Source organism: Streptomyces sp. V3I7, assembly GCF_030817495.1.
In the GTDB taxonomy this organism is placed as follows: domain Bacteria; phylum Actinomycetota; class Actinomycetes; order Streptomycetales; family Streptomycetaceae; genus Streptomyces.
In genome coordinates, this window is sequence record NZ_JAUSZK010000001.1 from 145,948 (window position 1) to 160,999 (window position 15,052).

Here is a 15,052-nt window from a genome sequence, read left to right on the forward strand (position 1 = left end):
GGCGGCGGGTCCGGTGGGACGACCGACGTGCTGACGCAGGCCGGCAAGCACCTGGAGGACTGGCCGTGCACCCTCTCCTTCATGGTCTTCGAGGGGCTGGACCTGCCACCGTGCTCGGCGTCTTCGGCGAGGCCGCGCGACTCTCGGGCGAGGAGCGGCGCAGGTGCTCCAGATCGTCGCCGAGGCGGTCGACCTGCCCCTGGTCACCGGCGTCACGGGGCTGGCCACGGCGCCGGTCCTGGAGGAGGCACGACTGATCCGCGACGTGCTCGGGGAACGCCTCGCGGGCCTCATGGTCGGTCAACTCGCCGGATCCCCGCGATCGTCGCCGACCACCTCGACATCGTGCACGAGGCGACCGGGGCGGGCATCGTCGTACAGGACCATCCGGAGACCAGCAAGGTCGCCATTAGTACCGCCGACCTGGTCCAGGTCGTACGCGCGGTGCCCTCCGTGGTCGGGGTGAAGGCCGAGGCACCTCCGACCCCGGCCGCGGTGGCCGACCTCACCGCCGAACTCGACACCCCGGTGTTCGGCGGCCTCGGCGGACTGGGCCTGCTGGACGAGCTCGCCTCCGGGGCCACCGGGGCGATGACCGGCTTTTCCTGCCCGGAGGGCCTGCTCGCGTGTGTCCAGGCGTGGCGCACCGGCGGCTACGACGCGGCCCGCGAGGCCTACCTCCCCTATCTGCCGCTGATCAACTTCGAGGCGCAGGCCAGGATCGGGCTCGCCGTCCGCAAGGAGGCCATCCGGCGGCGCGGGCTGATCGATGAGTCATCGCTACGTCCGTCGGCGGCGCCGATGCCCGGGGCCGTTGGGTCCGCAGTTGGAGCGACATCTGGCAGCGTTGAAGGCGTGAACGCCCCCGAACACTGACGACTTGATCATCGCGCCGGAAAGGGCGTCGCCCAGCCTTCCTCCTCCAGGAGGAGGCCGTTGGCCAGGTAGCTGATGGTGCGGTACCAGCCTGTCAGCACGAGAAACTCCAGCAGTTGCGCGTCTTCGTAGTGCGCGTGCAGGGCATCCCAAGCGGGCTGCGAGAGTCGAGCCGTGTCGTGCAGCTCGTCCACCGCGTCGAGCAGTGCCGTATGGCGTGGCGACCACCGAACACCGGCTGGGTGAGGGTCGGTGGTCGCGCGTAGCTGTTCCAGGTCCAGGCCTGCCTGCTGCGCGAGGGTGGCGGCGTGGACGCCCCACTCGTAGGCGCACCCGGCGCGTGCGGTCACTCGGGCGATGACGATCTCGCGGTCGACGGCAGGCAGCAGACCGTGGCTCAACAGTCCGGCTCCCAGGGCGAACATGCGTGATGCCAGCTCGGGGTGGCGATGCAGAACCCGGAACAGGGTGAGCGGCTCGTGCGGCACTCCGGGAGGCATCCATCGACGGAGCGCCCGGTCGACGGGGTCGGGGTACGGCGGGTCGAGCGGTTCGATGCGTGTCATGTCTCATACGCCTCCTGCTTCGATTTCCGCATCACTATGATGCTTCGAAGACCGAAGCGCAAGGGCAGCGGGAAGTGGCGGAGAGGCGGGCAGGGCAGGTATGGAATCCAGAACGCCTCAGCCGGGCGTACCCGTACGAGGGTCCACGTCCGGCCGTCCGGTCATGGCCGCGCTCGATCTGCTCGGGCGGCGCTGGACCATGCGCATCCTGTGGGAGCTGAGCCAGGCCCCGGCGGGCTTCCGCGAGCTGCAGCGCCGGTGCGAGCGCATGTCCTCCAGCGTGCTCAGCACCCGGCTCGGCGAGCTGGCCGACGCCCGCGTGCTCGCGCTGCGCGGCGACGCGTACCACCTCACCCCGCTGGGCGAGGAACTCGTCGACGCGCTCAGCCCGCTGAACGCCTGGAGCCGTCGGTGGGCGGAGGAGATGGGCCTCACTGAGTGACCGCGCAGGCTGAACCGGGTCAGCCGAGCACGTCCCTCAACCGGTCGCAGACCCGCTCCACTTCCGCCGCCTCGGGGAAGCACTCCGCGGCGCCCATGGCCACCTGAAGTGCCGGACCGAAGGCGTCGAAGCGGGCCATGTCCACCTTGCCGGCCGGCTGCACCACGAAGTGAATGTGGCCGGGGACCCCACCGGCGTGCGACCACAGGCACACATAGACCTGCTCCGGCGCCATCACCTCCGTGACGGCGACGCTCACCCGATGAAGCAGGGGCCCCAGTTCAGCCGACTCCCGCGCCGTCAGCTCCGCGACGTGCACCACGTGCCGGGCCGGCTTGACCACGAGGGTGCCGAGCCCCAGCGGCCCGACACAGTGCTCGACGACCCACGACTCGGTCCGCAGCACGGTCCCGCCCGGCAGCGGAGCCTCCCGCAGCATGAGATCGCACGCCAGACAACCGCCGTTCATCCCGGTCCCCTCAGCCATCGGCACTTCCCCACCCTCGACAGATCCGTAGCTCCGTAGCTCCCGCTCAGTATTTGATCACGGGATCATCCTGTACGCCCTCAGTACTTCTTCGCGCCCGCCTGTATCGCCTCGCGGATGCGGTGGTAGGTCCCGCAGCGGCAGACGTTGCGGATCTCGTCCAGGTCGGCCTCGGTGATCTCGCGGCCCTCCTCCCGGGCCTGGTGGACCTTGGCGACGGCGGTCATGATCTGGCCGGGCTGGCAGTAGCCGCACTGGGCGACGTCGTACTCCAGCCAGGCCTCCTGCATGGGGTGCAGGTCCTTGCCGACAGTGGCAGGGAGGCCCTCGATGGTGGTGACCTCGTCGTCGGGGGCGAGGTCCCGCACCGGCACCGAACAGGGGTTGAACGCCTTGCCGTTGATGTGGCTCGTGCAGGCCTGGCACACGCCGAGACCGCAGCCGTACTTCGGCCCCGTGACGCCCAGGACGTCGCGGAGCACCCACAGCAGCCTTACGTCGTCCTCGATGTCGACGGTCACGGGCTTGCCGTTGAGGATGAAGGTGTGTTCGGGCACGGGGGCTCCTAGAAGGCGCGGCCGAGGCCGTCGGTGGGGGACTCGGGGATCGGCGGGGTGGTGGGCAGCGGTTCGAAGCCGAGCGGTTCGGTGTGGTTGATGGGGAAGGTCGTCGGCATGGTGCCGGTGGCGCGGCCGTAGGCGCAGGCCACGGCCGCCATGGCGCCCGCGACGGCCAGCTCCCCCGCACCGCCGGGCTGTCCGGTGGTCGGCGGCATGACGACGATCTCCAGCTCGGGCGGGGTGTTCCACTGGCGGGTGTAGAAGTAGTTGTCCCAACTGCCCTCGGCGAAGTGACCTTTGTCGAGGTGGAGGCCGGAGGTGAGGGTGATGGCGATTCCGTCCATGATGCCGCCCATCATCTGGGCCTTCAGACCGCGCGGATTGACGGCCAGCCCGACGTCGACGGCGCAGACGACCTTGGTGACGCGCGGGCCGGTATAGGCGTCGCGTATCTTCCGCCCGGTGGTCTCCGGGCGGCAGTCGATCTCGGCCAGGACGGCGACGTACCCGTGGTACTCCGGGTGCAGCGCGATCCCCTGTGCCGTGCCGGCGGGCATGCTCCGGCCCCAGTGGCCGACCTCGGCGACCTTGTCGAGGGCCGCCCGTGCGCGCTCCTCCTTCAGGAAAGCGCGCCGGAACGTGTACGGGTCCTTGCCCAGCCGTTTCGCGAGCTCGTCCACGACCAGCTCCTGCGCGCACCGCACGTTGGGCGAGTAGATGTTGCGCATCGAGCCGGTGTGGAAGCTCTTGTCGGTCTCGCTGAGCAGCTGGGTGACGACACCGAAGTGGTACGGGGTCTGCTGGGTCAGCGCGAAGATCGTCTCGGAGAAGGTGAGGTCGCCGACGGGCAGCCGGGCCGCCTCGGCGGTGATGATCTCGCCGACGCCGTGGCCGAAGTCGGTGGCGAGGGAGGTGTGCCGCTGGTCGTAGGTGAGGACGTTGCCGAGCGCGTACGTCGCCCGGACCCGGGAGGTGGACATCGGGTGCGTGCGGCCGTGCCGGAAGTCGTCGGTTCGATGCCACATCAGCCTGACCGGCTTGCCCATCGCCTTCGAGATCTCTGCGGCCTCGGCGGCCGCGTCGTGGAACAGCTTGCGGCCGAACGAGCCGCCGCCCTCGGTGACATGGACCTTCACCGCGGTCACGGGCAGTCCGAGCTCCTGCGCGATCTGCTCCTGGGCGACGATCGGGGACTTGAGGCTCGCCCAGATCTCCGCAGAGTCGGACCGTACGTCGGCGACAGCGCAGTTGGTCTCCAGCGGGCTGTTGCTCGCGAAGTGGAAGGTGAAGCGGGCGTCGACGGACTTGGTCAGCAAGTCCAGAGCGGGGAGCGGGAGTTCGGCTCGGCGCAGCTCGTCCCGGATGGAGTCGTCGTCGGCGTCGTCGGCCGTCCCCGGACCCCAGGTGACGTGCAGCGCGCGCACGGCGTCGATGCACTGGCCGAACGTACGGCCCCGGACGGCGACGCCGGTGGAGACCTGCACGACGTCCGTGATGCCGGGCATGGCGCGCACCTCGGCGAGGTTCTCCACCGCACGCACCGTGCCGTTGATGGTCGGCGGACGGCACACCATGGCCGGCAGGGCGCCGGGTATGTGCAGGTCCATGGCGAACTTCTTGCGCCCGGTGACCGCGTCGAGGGCGTCGACCCGCCGCTGGGCGGTCCCGATGATCTCGAAGTCGGCGGCGTCCTTGAGCGTGACCGACTCCTGGCTGGTGGTCACCGAGGCGGCGTTCTCGGCGAGTTCGCCGTAGGTGAGGCTCTTTCCCGTCACCGAGGAGGTGATGACCCCGGACTTGGCGGTGAGGGTGGCGAGGGTGTCCCCCAGTTCGAGCGCCGCCGCCTTGAGGAGCCGGCCGCGGGCGACGGCGGCCGCGACGCGGATCGGCGTGTAGGTGGAGATGGTGGTGTTGGAGCCGCCGGTGAGCTGGTTGAAGAGCAGTTCGGGGCGGGCGTCGGCGAGGGTGACCCGGATCCTGTCCAGCGGCAGGTCCAGTTCCTCGGCGATCAGCATGGCGCTGGAGGTGGTGATGCCCTGCCCGACCTCCGCCCGGGGGAGCGTGAACGAGGCCGTGCCGTCGGGGTCGATACGGATGGTGATCAGGTTCGCCGTCGGGAGTGCGGCGTGGGTGAGCATGTCGTTGAGGTCGTAGATCTCCGCCGGTCCCGGCGCGGACGGTACCGCCGCGGCCGCCTCCGTGGGGGAGACGGCCGCCTCGCCGAGCTGGGCGGCCACGGTGAGCGTCGAGGCGCCCAGGACGTAGCCGAGGAAGCGGCGGCGGCCGATCCCCTCCTCCGTCATGGAGGCCGGTACGCGTTCTGACGGGCCTGACGGGCGCCCCTGAGTTTCCATCGACTGTCCTCCGGCGACACGAGATCCACGGCTGGCGGGTGCCGGCCATGGTGTGGCGGGCCCCGCCACGAGATCCTCCTCGCTGACGGCGCCTCCGAACCCCTGGATGACCTAGGCCTTCACGTCTTCCCCATGTCTCTCGTGCGGCACGCCCACCACCAGGCCCGCCCGCGCTGCCCCCGGATGTGTCAGGCCCCGGGTTCAGCGGTCCAGTTGATGGCCGGAGGGACGACGCGGGCGCACAGCGGCATGCCGCAGGCGTCGGTCAGCCCCAGCCGTCCGGTGAGCAGGCCGCTGCCTGTCGCGGCGGCCATCACCTCGGCCGGGACCGCGTCCAGCAGGAGCTTGGCCCGGCGGAACATGGTGAAGGTGCCCGCGTCGTCGACGGTCCCCCAGGACAGGTAGACGAACCGGCCGCCCGGACGGCCCTGGACGTAAGGGCCTTTGATGTCCATGCCGTTCGGCGTCGCCGTGGCGGTGCACTCCAGCTCCCAGGACGCCGACGGGCCGTCGCCCGGCTGGAGTCCGAGCAGCTCGCCCGGGCGCTCGCGGCGCTGCACGGCGACATGGATGCCGGCGTAGGCCTCGGCACCGGCGGCGGGCGACGGACAGGTACGGCCGGGCAGGTCGACGGCCTCGATACGGATCCGCATGGCGGCCGTCGCCCCTGCACCCACCCCGGCCGTCATCCCTTCCCCCGCCCGCGTCACAGCAGCCGCCGGATGTCGCCGCGGACCCGGTAGAAGCCGCCGGCCGCCGGGTGCAGCGCGTCCACGACGTACCGCGCCCCGGGCTCCCGTATCGCGCGCGGGAACTGGACGTTCCACGAGGCGTCGTAGCCGTCCGACACCACCTGCACGCGCAGGCGTCCGCTCTGCTGGACGCACTCGACCACGATCGCGCCGGCCGGGGCGTGGGCCACGGTCGACACCGCGCCCAGGGTGGTGGCCGGTGCGTACGTCGGCAGGGCCGCCGCGAGCTTGACGTCGCGTGCCACGGGCACCGTGCCCTGCTGGGCGGCGGTGATGGCCGCCTCGCTCGCGTCGACGCACACCAGCGAGCCGTCCGTGGTGACCAGGTACAGCCGCTCGTCGTGGTACTGCATCGACAGTGCCGAGCCGCTGCCCGTGCCGAGCTTCCACAGGCGCGTACCGTCCTGGTCGAAGCAGTAGACGGAGGAGGCGGAATCTCCGGCGAAGACGAACCGGCCACCGGGCGAGGTGGCGCACGCGTACACCGCGCTGTCGCAGGTGTAGGTGGCCTCGATCGTGCCCGTGTCCTTCGACAGGCGCTGGACCACGCGGTGTCCCGTGCCCGCGTACACGGCGTCGTCCTCCTGCCAGCCGAAGAGCACCGCGCCCTGGGTGGGCGTGTGCCACAACTGCCCCGTGCCGCCGGGCGCGTAGGCCGTCACCCCGCGCCGGTGGCCGTGGTAGACGCCGCGGTCGTCGGCGCGCACCATCCAGGCGGACTGGCCCTCGCTGCGGCGCGACCACTGGTGCTCGTCCTCGTGGTCGATGACGGTGAGTCCGCCCTGGCGGTCCGAGACGTTCAGGACGCCCTGGTGGATGTCCAGCCAGAAGATGTCGACGTCCGCGGCGATGGTGTACGCGGCGAACGGGAGCTTGGAGGAGAGGTCGTAGACGCTGCCGTCGTCACAGCCCGCATAGATCCAGAACTCGTCGGCGACCAGGCACTTCACGTCGTCCGGCAGGCTGAAGCGGGCGAGGACGTCGCCGGAGTGGTCCAGGGTGTAGACGTCGCCCGCCTGGTTGCCGACCCAGCAGCGGTCGTCGTCGACGTGGATCCCGAAGGCCGCCGAGCCGGTGCGGAACCGCCACAGCACGGGGGCGACGCCGCGTGCGGTGGACGGCGCCGACGTCACCTGGCGCCGGGTCACCGCACGCGGGGCACGCTGTCCACGCACGGCCGGGGCGTAGCCCTTGCGGACCTTCTCCCCCACCTTCTTCGCGGCGGCGGTGTGCGCCTTCTCGGGCGTCGGGAAGGTCGTCGTCTGCGTCTGCCCGGCGGCTCCGATACGCCCGTACCGCACGGTCACCGTGTGCCCGTCGACCGTGACCTCGTAGTACTTGTGCGCTCCACCGCTCTCCTGCGACAGCTCCAGGTACGTCGACGTCGACACCGCGGACCCCATGGACATGGCACACCCCTCCCCCACGACGGACCTGCCGCTTCATCGGCAGCTCCCACTGCTCAAACCGTAAGAGGGACCACTGACAATCGCCGGAGCCCGAAGGAGCCCGAGCGAACGACTGCCGCGGTCGGGCCCGCTGGAGCAGAATGGCGCCCGTGATCGAAGCCATCCGCACCGAGAACGCCCCCTTCGCACGCTTCCCGGACGGGACCGAGCCGCCGCTGTCGCAGGCGATCCGTGTCGACGGGTTGGTCCTCACGTCCGGGCAGGGCCCCTTGGACCCCGCGACGAACGCGATACCGGACGACTTCGCCGCCCAGGTCCGGCAGGTGCTGCACAACCTCGTCGCCGTCTTCGTCGCGGCGGGCAGCCGGAAGGACCTGATCGTCAAGTGCACCTGCTACCTCGGCGACCGGGCGGACTTCGGGACCTTCAACCGGGTGTACCAGGAGTTCTTCGCGGACTGTCCGGTGATGCCCGCCCGGACGACGGTCGTCGCGCAACTCGTCCGCGAGGGCGTCCGCGTGGAGATCGACGGTGTGGCCGCCGTCGACACCGCCGGGGAGTAGCGAGGGACCTGCTCGTCATGACCGGCCGGCGCAGGCCGGCAAGGCGACGGGCCTGATCGGGCCGTCGCCCGGGAGAGGGACCGGGACAGGTCGCGGCGTACGAGCGAAGTGGTCGTCGGTCGCGGCGGCCATGCGGGGGCAGCTCCCCCACTCGCCCCCGATGACGACCATGGGGGGATCCGCCAGGGCCACGGCCGCCGCGAGGACGGCGCGCACCCGGTCCGCCCGCTCGCCGTCGCCTTCCAACAGCGTCCGCAGGGCCGGGCGTCGATCGCGGTGGACGGTGGAGGCCGGGCGGCGTAGACCGAGGGCGGAGAAGACCTCCGTGAAGGGGACGGCCGGGCCGTCCGGGCCCGCCGTGCAGAGGTGGGCGACCTCGCCGACGAAGCCGTGATGCCCCCGGCGCGCGGTGCCGTCGTTGACGACGACGCAGCGACCCCGTCACCGAGGTGCAGGTGGACGAAGTAGTCGACGCCCGTCGCGCAGCCGTTGTGGCGCTCGGCGCGGGCGGCCCAGTTGATGTCGTTGTCGACGAGGACGGGCCCGGTCAGGAGTTCTCACCTTTCATGGAACCGGGCGGGCGAGCCACGGTACGGCTCGCCTCGCTCGACACGAGCACCGGACGGTCGCCAGTGCGGCGGTGGTTCTGGACGTTCGGCGTCGCTTGCCCTGGTCAGGGCGATTTGACCGCGGTCGACCGGAATGGGAACGCGCGACTTCGTGACGTCCGCCACATCGAAGGCCAGAACCAAACCCGCCAGGCGGCGAACTCCCTCCGGGGACATATGAGATTTGTCCAACTTGGCGCCATTCTGCGTCGCGCCGGAGTCGGCGGTAACAGCCTCGCGGCAAACGTTCACTCATCCTTCGAAAGGCGTGGGTTTTTGACGGGGCGACAGCACGACGCGCGGGCCGGAAAAGCCCGGTAATCACGCCTCGCGGCGCTCGGTTATAGGCCTCCGAAATCTGAGAAGGGTCCGCCTCGGAGCCCTTTGCACCGTGTGGCAAGCTGCCCTAAGAATGACGATCCGCAGGTCATCTCCGCACTTCAGGGGCGAGGTCTGCACAAAAGCCAGCCACACAAGGAGCGCTCGGCGATTACCGAGTGAGGTCACGCATGGGAACGCATCGCAAGAAGCCGCACTACCGCCGGATAGTCGTCGCCGCTGCCGTCATAAGCGCGGTGGGCGTGCCGTCCATAGCCATGGCCTGCGCCAACTGGCAGGACAACGCGGAACACCGCCTTTCCGGCGCCGGAGTGAACGCCGGAAATCAGTGGAACAAGGCCGACTGGTACGGCGACTGGGATCGTCACTGGAACAGTGAGGGGAACTTCGAGCCGGCCTCAGCCGCGTCGAAGACGTCGAAGACTCCGACCGCCTCCGCGCACCCCACGAGACACCACACCGCGTCGCCGAAGCCCCGGGCCACCGCCTCTCACCACAAGGCCACGACGCCCGCGCAGCACGCGCACCACCCGAGGACCGCGTCCCCCAAGCCCCGGGCCACGACGCTCTCCGCGCCCCCGAAGCCCACCGCCTCGGCCGCCGCTTCCGCTTCCGCCACCGCGACCGCCCCGCGTCCGAAGAGCACGCCCAGCGCGCCGAACCCGACGAGCACACCTACGGCCACCGCCTCGGCGTCCACAAGCGCTGCCACGGCCACGAGTACGTCCGCGAACTCGTCGTCGACGATCGCCCGCATCGTGGAACTCGTCAACATCGAGCGCAGCAAGGTCGGTTGTCAGGCCGTGACCCTCAACTCGACCCTGAACAAGGCCGCTCAGGCACACAGCGCGGACATGGCGGCTCACCAGAACATGTCGCACACCGGCTCCGACGGGTCCTCCCCGGCCGACCGGATCACGCGCGCCGGATACGCCTGGAGCGCATACGGCGAGAACGTCGCCTACGGGTACTCCACTCCCGATCAGGTCATGGCGGGCTGGATGTCCAGCCCCGGTCACAAGGCCAACATTCTCAACTGCTCGTTCAACGAGATCGGTGTCGGCCTCGCGCAGCCGGGCAGCTACTGGACCCAGGACTTCGCCACCGCTCGGTGATGCCACCAGCCGGTGACGCGACCGCCGATGAGCGGCCACGTCACCGGAGCGGACATACGTGTCACAGTCACAGCAGGCCGCGTCACCAATAGTGACGGCGACCGCCGACAGCGTGACCGATCAGGCCGAGGATCCAGAGGATCAGGCCGATGACCAGCAGGATGATTCCGATCGTCCACAGGACGCCGATCCCCGTGACAAAACCGACGACCAGCAGGATGATCCCGAGAATGATCATTGTTTCCTCCAGGCAGGGAAGCACCACGCTGACGAACAACCCGTCGGACCGACCGTCCACGAGGTCGTGGCACGTCCACATCACTGCGAGTACCCAGGTCGCGGCGAATCAGCCCTGCGACACCGTCAGCCCGGGGGCTCGCGACCGGCCTCGAGCCCCCGGGGCCTAGCGCCTCGGGCACAGGACCCGCGCGGCTCCGGGCAGGCCTCGGGCATGAAGCGGCCCGGCCGCTCGGGCCCGGAGGCCGGACGGCTCCGGGCCAGCCCCCGTCTCACCCCAGCTTCTTGAGCATCTCGGCGGCGAGCGGCGCGGAGGAGGCGGGGTTCTGGCCGGTCACCAGGTTTCCGTCGACGACCACGTGCGGAGCCCACGGCTTGCCGTCCTGGACGTCGACTCCCTCGTCCCGGAGACGGTTCTCCAGCAGCCACTTCGCCTTGTCCGCGAACCCGACCTGGTCCTCCTCCGCGTTGCTGAAGGCGGCGATCTTGCGGCCGGCGAAGGCGTTGGTCCCGTCCTTCTTCTTCGCGGCCAGCATCGCGGCGGGACCGTGGCAGACGATGCCCAGCGGCTTGCCCGAGGCCAGGGCGTCGGTGAGGAACTTGCCGGAGACGGGATCGACGGCGAGGTCCTCCATGGGGCCGTGACCGCCGGGGTAGTAGACGGCGTCGTAGTCGTCGAGGTTCACGTCCTGCAGCGCGACCGGGTGCTGGAGGCCGGTCATCTCCGCCAGCGTCTTCACGATCTTGTCGGCGCCCTCCTGGCCGCCGTTCATCTCGGGCGCGAGGCTGCCCTTGTCGACGGTGGGCAGGACTCCGCCAGGCGTGGCGACGACGACCTCGTCACCGGCGTCCTTGAAGGCGCGGTACGGGGCGACGACCTCCTCGGCCCAGAAGCCGGTGGGGTGCTTGCTCCCGTCGGCGAGGGTCCAGTGGTCGGCACCGGTGATCACGAAAAGGATCTTGGCCATGAGGTTTGCTCCGAGGGGTGCGGGGCGCCCGTAGGGGGCCGTGAGGTCGTCTCGAACATAGGCCCGCGTCCCCGGCGTTTCAAACGGAGACCGCCCGCATCCCGCGGGTTCCGCATGATCGCTCTCGCCAGGGTGAGAAGAACAGAACCGGCAGCGCACAGTGGCCGCACTGGGCAGCGAACTCCCTGTTCAGCGCGGTGACATGCGCGAAGTGGCTGGGCTCTGGGCCCCGTGAGAACATGGGCTGGCAGTGCCCAGGAAGCCACTCCTCCTGTCCATTCCTCGACGAGGAGCGACCCCCATGCGGAAGCTGATTGAAGACGCTATCCGGCAGATCGACGACATGCGCGCGCTCGACGGCATCTGTGGCAAGGCCGCAGGTCTGGTGAACCGCGCGACGCAACCCGAACTGATCAAGAACACCCTGTCGGGCACATGGCTCGGGCATGCGCTGCATCCCGTCCTCACCGACCTGCCCATCGGGGCGTTCGTCATGGCTTCGGCCCTGGACGCCACCGCCGGCCGGGCGGGCGCGACGGCAGCGCGTCGTCTGATCGGGCTGGGGGTGCTCACCACGGTCCCGACCGCGCTCAGCGGCGCCTGCGACTGGTCCGACACCTACGGTCCCACGCAGCGCGTCGGCTTCGTGCACGGCGCGGGCAACGCGGCGGCGACCATGCTGCAGGCGGCGTCCTGGCTGGCCCGCAAGCGCGGCCGCCACGGGACGGGAGTGGCCCTGAGCACCGTGAGTCTCGGACTCACCGTGTGCACGGCCTACCTGGGCGGCCACTTGTCGTACGTCCGGGGCATCGGCGTCAACCACACCGCGTTCCAGGAGCCCGTCACCGACTGGACGGACGTCGCGTCGCTGTCCGAGCTGAGCGAGGGTTCGCTCCACCGCGTCACGGCCGGCGGGGTGCCGGTGGTGCTGGCGGTCAAGGACGCGAAGGTGTACGCGCTCTCCGCCACCTGCACCCACGAGGGCGGCCCGCTCGACGAGGGCAAGATCGTGGACGGCGACTGCATCCAGTGCCCGTGGCACGGCAGCGTCTTCCGGCTCGAGGACGGCGCGGTCGAGCGCGGACCGGCGTCCGTCGAGGAGCCGAGCTGGGAAGTGAAGGTCGACAGCGGCCGGGTGTTCATCCGGTCGGCGACGGCTTCCTGACCACGACAGAGCCCCGAGTTCATCAACTCCCCTCGAACCCCGGGAGCGGCGATGGTGCAGCAGCAGTTCGCCGTCGGAGACCACGTGCGGTGGAACTCCGAGGCCGGATACGTCGAAGGCGTCATCACCAAGAAGCACACCAAGGACGTCGAGTTCAAGGGCTACACCCACCACTGCAGCGCGAGCGACCCGCAGTACGAGATCAAGAGCGACAAGACCGATCACATCGCCCTGCACAAGGGGAGCGCGTTGACCAAGGTGTAGGGCGGGTGACCCGGGGCTGCGAGGCGGCAGGATGACGAACCGTATCTGTACGGTGGGGCATTCGACGCGCGACTTCGACGAGTTGCTGGAGATGCTGCGCAACAACGACATCACGTGTCTCGTCGACGTCCGCTCGTTCCCCTCGTCCCGCAAGTTCCCGCACTGGAACCAGGCGGAGCTGGTCGACGCGCTGCCGTCCGACATCGGGTACCGGTGGATCCCGAAGCTGGGCGGCCGCCGGCACACACCCAAGGGAGTGCCGACCGAGAACGGCGCCTGGCAGGTCAAGGCCTTCCGCGACTACGCCGACTACATGGCGACCGACGAGTTCGCCGAGGGCCTGGACGAACTGCTCGAACTGGCCGAGCACGAACGGCCGGCCATCATGTGCAGCGAGGCTGTGCCCTGGCGCTGCCACCGCAGGCTCATCACCGACGCGCTGCTCGTGGCTGGCGCGGACGTCGAGCACATCATGTCGCCGACGGTGACGAAGCCGGCGGTCCTCAACCAGAACGCGTGCGCCCACGAAGGACACCTCACCTACCCGCCGCCGCAGGCCTGATCCGGCTGCCTCGGCGTACGGGTCCCCTACACGACCTCGACGCGACCTTGATGCAACCCGCCTTGCGCTCCCCCGTGCCGAAGTCGTAGATGCGCCGGGCTCCTTCGGTCAGCAGCCGGCGGCCCGGTCCGGTCAGCGCCCAGCGCACCCGGCGGCCTTTGCGCTCGGAGGCCGGCCGGCCCTCCTTCGCCGTGCGGGCGAGCGCCTGGCAGGCGGACTTCTCCTCGACGCCGAACAGGGCCAGCGCGTCGACCAGCGCGGACGTCCATACGGGGGTGCCCTTGGGCAGGACGTACTCGCCGAGCAGGGTCATCAGCAGCGACCGCGCGCTGACCTCGCCGACCTCCCGGCGCCTGCTCAGCGCGGGCCCTGTGTCCTCCGCCATGGGTCGTCCTTCCCCCCCGGATCCCTCACGCAGCACGCACCGTAGACAAGGCAATCGCGTCCCGCCCCACTTTTGTAGACCCCCGGCCGCGCACGGGCGCTCACTCGTTCAGCGCGTTGCAGCCGGTACGCCGCCCCGCTTGCCCATACCGTGCTTAGACGTGACTGGCCGTGAGGCCGTGAGGGACGGAGACGGGCGACGTGGTGGGCAAAGGGGGCGATCCGGCGGAGGGGCGGGTGGGTGGGCGACGGCCGGGCGGTGCGGTCCTCGGCAGCCGGCCGGGGCGTCCGGTACGGATCCCGTCGACCAGCCGCTCGCAGCGTGACGCGGCGCGCGCCCTGGTCTCCGCGGCCACGGTGGCGGAGCGGACGGTGCCGTGGCTGCGCGTCGCCGCGGCCTACGCGTGGCGGCTCATCCTCGTCGGCGTCGTCGTCTACGGCATCTTCGCCATCCTCGGCCGCTTCCATCTCATCGCCGTGGCGCTGTTCCTGGCGCTCGTCATCACCTCGGTGCTGCACCCGGTCGCCGACGTGCTGGACCGGGTGATGCCGCGCTCGCTGAGCGTCGCCGTCGCGCTCGTGGGCAGCATCGTGCTCCTGCTGGGGCTGCTCGCTCTCGTGGGCAACGTGGTGGCGGGCGAGACGGCGCAACTGGCGAGCCAGTTCCGCGGCGGCATCCACCGGATCGAGCTGTGGCTGCAGAATCCGCCGTTCCGGCTCAGCCCCGGCAAACTGTCCGATCTGCAGCGCCAGGTGACGGACTATCTCGGCAGGCACCGGGCGAACCTGCTCAGCAGCGCCCTCAGCGGTCTCGGCAGGGCCATCGAGCTGATCACCGGTGCCGTGCTCGCGCTCTTCTCGTCCGTCTTCTTCATCCACTCCGGCGAGCGCCTGTGGGACTGGGTGAGCGAGGAACTGCTGCCCAAGCGGGCCGCGCCGGTCTGGGACCGGGCGGGACGGGTGGCCTGGAACACGTTCGCCGGGTACACCCGGGGCATCATCATCGTGGCCGCCACCAACGCCGTGCTCGTGGGTGTCGCCCTGCTCGCGCTGCGGGTGCCGCTCGCGCTCCCGCTGGCGCTGCTGGAGTTCTTCGCCGCGTTCATCCCGCTGGTGGGCTCACCGGTGGCCCTCGCGGTGGCCACGGTGGTCGCCCTCGCCGGGCGGGGTCCGCTGACGGCCGCCGCCGTGATCGTGCTCATCATCGTCATCGGCCAGATCGAGGGGCATGTGCTGCACCCGCTCGTGATGAGCTGGGCTGTGCGGCTCCACCCGCTCGTCGTCGCCCTGTCCGTCATCGCGGGCAGCATCGTGGCCGGTGTCATCGGCGCCGTGGTGGCGGTGCCCTTCGTCTCCGTCGCCTGGGCGGTGCTGCGCACCCTGCGCACAGCACCGACGTGA

The 15,052-nt window shown here is 70.3% G+C and carries 18 protein-coding genes; 8 read left to right on the forward strand and 10 right to left on the reverse strand.

The window, feature by feature from the left end; genetic code table 11:
• Positions 1-79: 79 nt before the first annotated feature.
• Positions 80-304, reverse strand: coding sequence for a hypothetical protein (locus QFZ74_RS00680; RefSeq protein WP_307618812.1), 225 nt, complete (start codon positions 302-304; stop codon positions 80-82).
• A gap of 41 nt (positions 305-345) precedes the next feature.
• On the opposite strand from QFZ74_RS00680, the gene QFZ74_RS00685 reads away from it, so the two are divergent.
• Entirely contained in the window at positions 346-876 is a 531-nt protein-coding gene (locus QFZ74_RS00685) for a dihydrodipicolinate synthase family protein (protein WP_307618813.1), read from the forward strand.
• 8 nt (positions 877-884) lie between these two features.
• On the opposite strand, the gene QFZ74_RS00690 is transcribed toward QFZ74_RS00685, so the two are convergent.
• Positions 885-1,442, reverse strand: coding sequence for a carboxymuconolactone decarboxylase family protein (locus QFZ74_RS00690; protein WP_307618814.1), 558 nt, complete (start codon positions 1,440-1,442; stop codon positions 885-887).
• Between the two features lie 100 nt (positions 1,443-1,542).
• Here QFZ74_RS00690 and QFZ74_RS00695 point away from each other — a divergent pair, with 100 nt between their 5' ends.
• A complete protein-coding gene (locus QFZ74_RS00695; RefSeq protein ID WP_307618815.1) occupies positions 1,543-1,884 on the forward strand; it encodes a helix-turn-helix domain-containing protein in 342 nt (113 codons plus the stop codon).
• Positions 1,885-1,903: 19 nt separating this feature from the next.
• Here QFZ74_RS00695 and QFZ74_RS00700 read toward each other — a convergent pair whose 3' ends face one another.
• From QFZ74_RS00700 to QFZ74_RS00720, 5 genes are all read right to left on the reverse strand, one after another.
• Positions 1,904-2,371 carry an HIT family protein gene (locus tag QFZ74_RS00700; protein ID WP_307618816.1) on the reverse strand — a complete coding sequence of 156 codons (468 nt, stop codon included), beginning with the start codon at positions 2,369-2,371 and terminating at the stop codon, positions 1,904-1,906.
• 80 nt (positions 2,372-2,451) lie between these two features.
• Positions 2,452-2,928, reverse strand: coding sequence for a (2Fe-2S)-binding protein (locus QFZ74_RS00705; protein WP_307618817.1), 477 nt, complete (start codon positions 2,926-2,928; stop codon positions 2,452-2,454).
• Positions 2,929-2,936: 8 nt separating this feature from the next.
• On the reverse strand, positions 2,937-5,234 hold the full coding sequence (locus QFZ74_RS00710) for a molybdopterin cofactor-binding domain-containing protein (RefSeq protein ID WP_307618818.1): 2,298 nt from the start codon (positions 5,232-5,234) through the stop codon (positions 2,937-2,939).
• Between the two features lie 239 nt (positions 5,235-5,473).
• Positions 5,474-5,938 (reverse strand): DUF5990 family protein, encoded by a 465-nt coding sequence (locus tag QFZ74_RS00715; RefSeq protein WP_307618819.1) that lies wholly within the window; start codon positions 5,936-5,938, stop codon positions 5,474-5,476.
• Positions 5,939-5,991: 53 nt separating this feature from the next.
• On the reverse strand, positions 5,992-7,446 hold the full coding sequence (locus tag QFZ74_RS00720) for a WGR domain-containing protein (RefSeq protein ID WP_307618820.1): 1,455 nt from the start codon (positions 7,444-7,446) through the stop codon (positions 5,992-5,994).
• Between the two features lie 149 nt (positions 7,447-7,595).
• Between QFZ74_RS00720 and QFZ74_RS00725 the strand changes: the two genes are divergently transcribed.
• Positions 7,596-8,009, forward strand: coding sequence for a RidA family protein (locus QFZ74_RS00725; RefSeq protein WP_373462330.1), 414 nt, complete (start codon positions 7,596-7,598; stop codon positions 8,007-8,009).
• Between the two features lie 1,117 nt (positions 8,010-9,126).
• Entirely contained in the window at positions 9,127-10,071 is a 945-nt protein-coding gene (locus tag QFZ74_RS00730) for a CAP domain-containing protein (protein ID WP_307618822.1), read from the forward strand.
• 82 nt (positions 10,072-10,153) lie between these two features.
• On the opposite strand, the gene QFZ74_RS00735 is transcribed toward QFZ74_RS00730, so the two are convergent.
• Together QFZ74_RS00735 and QFZ74_RS00740 are read right to left on the reverse strand one after the other, a co-directional pair.
• Positions 10,154-10,309 (reverse strand): DUF6131 family protein, encoded by a 156-nt coding sequence (locus QFZ74_RS00735; RefSeq protein ID WP_307623995.1) that lies wholly within the window; start codon positions 10,307-10,309, stop codon positions 10,154-10,156.
• Between the two features lie 271 nt (positions 10,310-10,580).
• Positions 10,581-11,276 (reverse strand): type 1 glutamine amidotransferase domain-containing protein, encoded by a 696-nt coding sequence (locus QFZ74_RS00740; RefSeq protein ID WP_307618823.1) that lies wholly within the window; start codon positions 11,274-11,276, stop codon positions 10,581-10,583.
• A 301-nt stretch (positions 11,277-11,577) separates the two neighbouring features.
• On the opposite strand from QFZ74_RS00740, the gene QFZ74_RS00745 reads away from it, so the two are divergent.
• From QFZ74_RS00745 to QFZ74_RS00755, 3 genes are read left to right on the forward strand one after another with little or no spacing between them, the layout of a single operon-like run.
• Entirely contained in the window at positions 11,578-12,441 is an 864-nt protein-coding gene (locus QFZ74_RS00745) for a Rieske 2Fe-2S domain-containing protein (protein WP_307618824.1), read from the forward strand.
• Between the two features lie 51 nt (positions 12,442-12,492).
• Positions 12,493-12,705, forward strand: a complete 213-nt coding sequence (locus QFZ74_RS00750; protein WP_307618825.1) for a DUF2945 domain-containing protein — start codon at positions 12,493-12,495, stop codon at positions 12,703-12,705.
• 31 nt (positions 12,706-12,736) lie between these two features.
• Positions 12,737-13,267 carry a DUF488 family protein gene (locus QFZ74_RS00755; RefSeq protein WP_307618826.1) on the forward strand — a complete coding sequence of 177 codons (531 nt, stop codon included), beginning with the start codon at positions 12,737-12,739 and terminating at the stop codon, positions 13,265-13,267.
• Here QFZ74_RS00755 and QFZ74_RS00760 read toward each other — a convergent pair.
• Positions 13,242-13,652, reverse strand: a complete 411-nt coding sequence (locus QFZ74_RS00760) for a hypothetical protein (RefSeq protein WP_307618827.1) — start codon at positions 13,650-13,652, stop codon at positions 13,242-13,244. The two genes, QFZ74_RS00755 and QFZ74_RS00760, sit on opposite strands and share 26 nt — an antisense overlap.
• Positions 13,653-13,855: 203 nt before the next feature.
• Between QFZ74_RS00760 and QFZ74_RS00765 the strand changes: the two genes are divergently transcribed.
• Entirely contained in the window at positions 13,856-15,052 is a 1,197-nt protein-coding gene (locus QFZ74_RS00765) for an AI-2E family transporter (protein WP_373462457.1), read from the forward strand.

Excerpts from the sequence above, each read along its gene's own strand:
- QFZ74_RS00690 (WP_307618814.1), bottom strand. The coding sequence starts at position 1,442 with ATGACACGCATCGAACCGCTCGACCCGCCGTACCCCGACCCCGTCGAC.
- QFZ74_RS00695 (WP_307618815.1), top strand. The coding sequence starts at position 1,543 with ATGGAATCCAGAACGCCTCAGCCGGGCGTACCCGTACGAGGGTCCACG.
- QFZ74_RS00700 (WP_307618816.1), bottom strand. The coding sequence starts at position 2,371 with ATGGCTGAGGGGACCGGGATGAACGGCGGTTGTCTGGCGTGCGATCTC.
- QFZ74_RS00710 (WP_307618818.1), bottom strand. The coding sequence starts at position 5,234 with ATGACGGAGGAGGGGATCGGCCGCCGCCGCTTCCTCGGCTACGTCCTG.
- QFZ74_RS00715 (WP_307618819.1), bottom strand. The coding sequence starts at position 5,938 with ATGCGGATCCGTATCGAGGCCGTCGACCTGCCCGGCCGTACCTGTCCG.
- QFZ74_RS00720 (WP_307618820.1), bottom strand. The coding sequence starts at position 7,446 with ATGTCCATGGGGTCCGCGGTGTCGACGTCGACGTACCTGGAGCTGTCG.
- QFZ74_RS00730 (WP_307618822.1), top strand. The coding sequence starts at position 9,127 with ATGGGAACGCATCGCAAGAAGCCGCACTACCGCCGGATAGTCGTCGCC.
- QFZ74_RS00735 (WP_307623995.1), bottom strand. The coding sequence starts at position 10,309 with ATGATCATTCTCGGGATCATCCTGCTGGTCGTCGGTTTTGTCACGGGG.
- QFZ74_RS00740 (WP_307618823.1), bottom strand. The coding sequence starts at position 11,276 with ATGGCCAAGATCCTTTTCGTGATCACCGGTGCCGACCACTGGACCCTC.
- QFZ74_RS00745 (WP_307618824.1), top strand. The coding sequence starts at position 11,578 with ATGCGGAAGCTGATTGAAGACGCTATCCGGCAGATCGACGACATGCGC.
- QFZ74_RS00750 (WP_307618825.1), top strand. The coding sequence starts at position 12,493 with ATGGTGCAGCAGCAGTTCGCCGTCGGAGACCACGTGCGGTGGAACTCC.
- QFZ74_RS00755 (WP_307618826.1), top strand. The coding sequence starts at position 12,737 with ATGACGAACCGTATCTGTACGGTGGGGCATTCGACGCGCGACTTCGAC.
- QFZ74_RS00760 (WP_307618827.1), bottom strand. The coding sequence starts at position 13,652 with ATGGCGGAGGACACAGGGCCCGCGCTGAGCAGGCGCCGGGAGGTCGGC.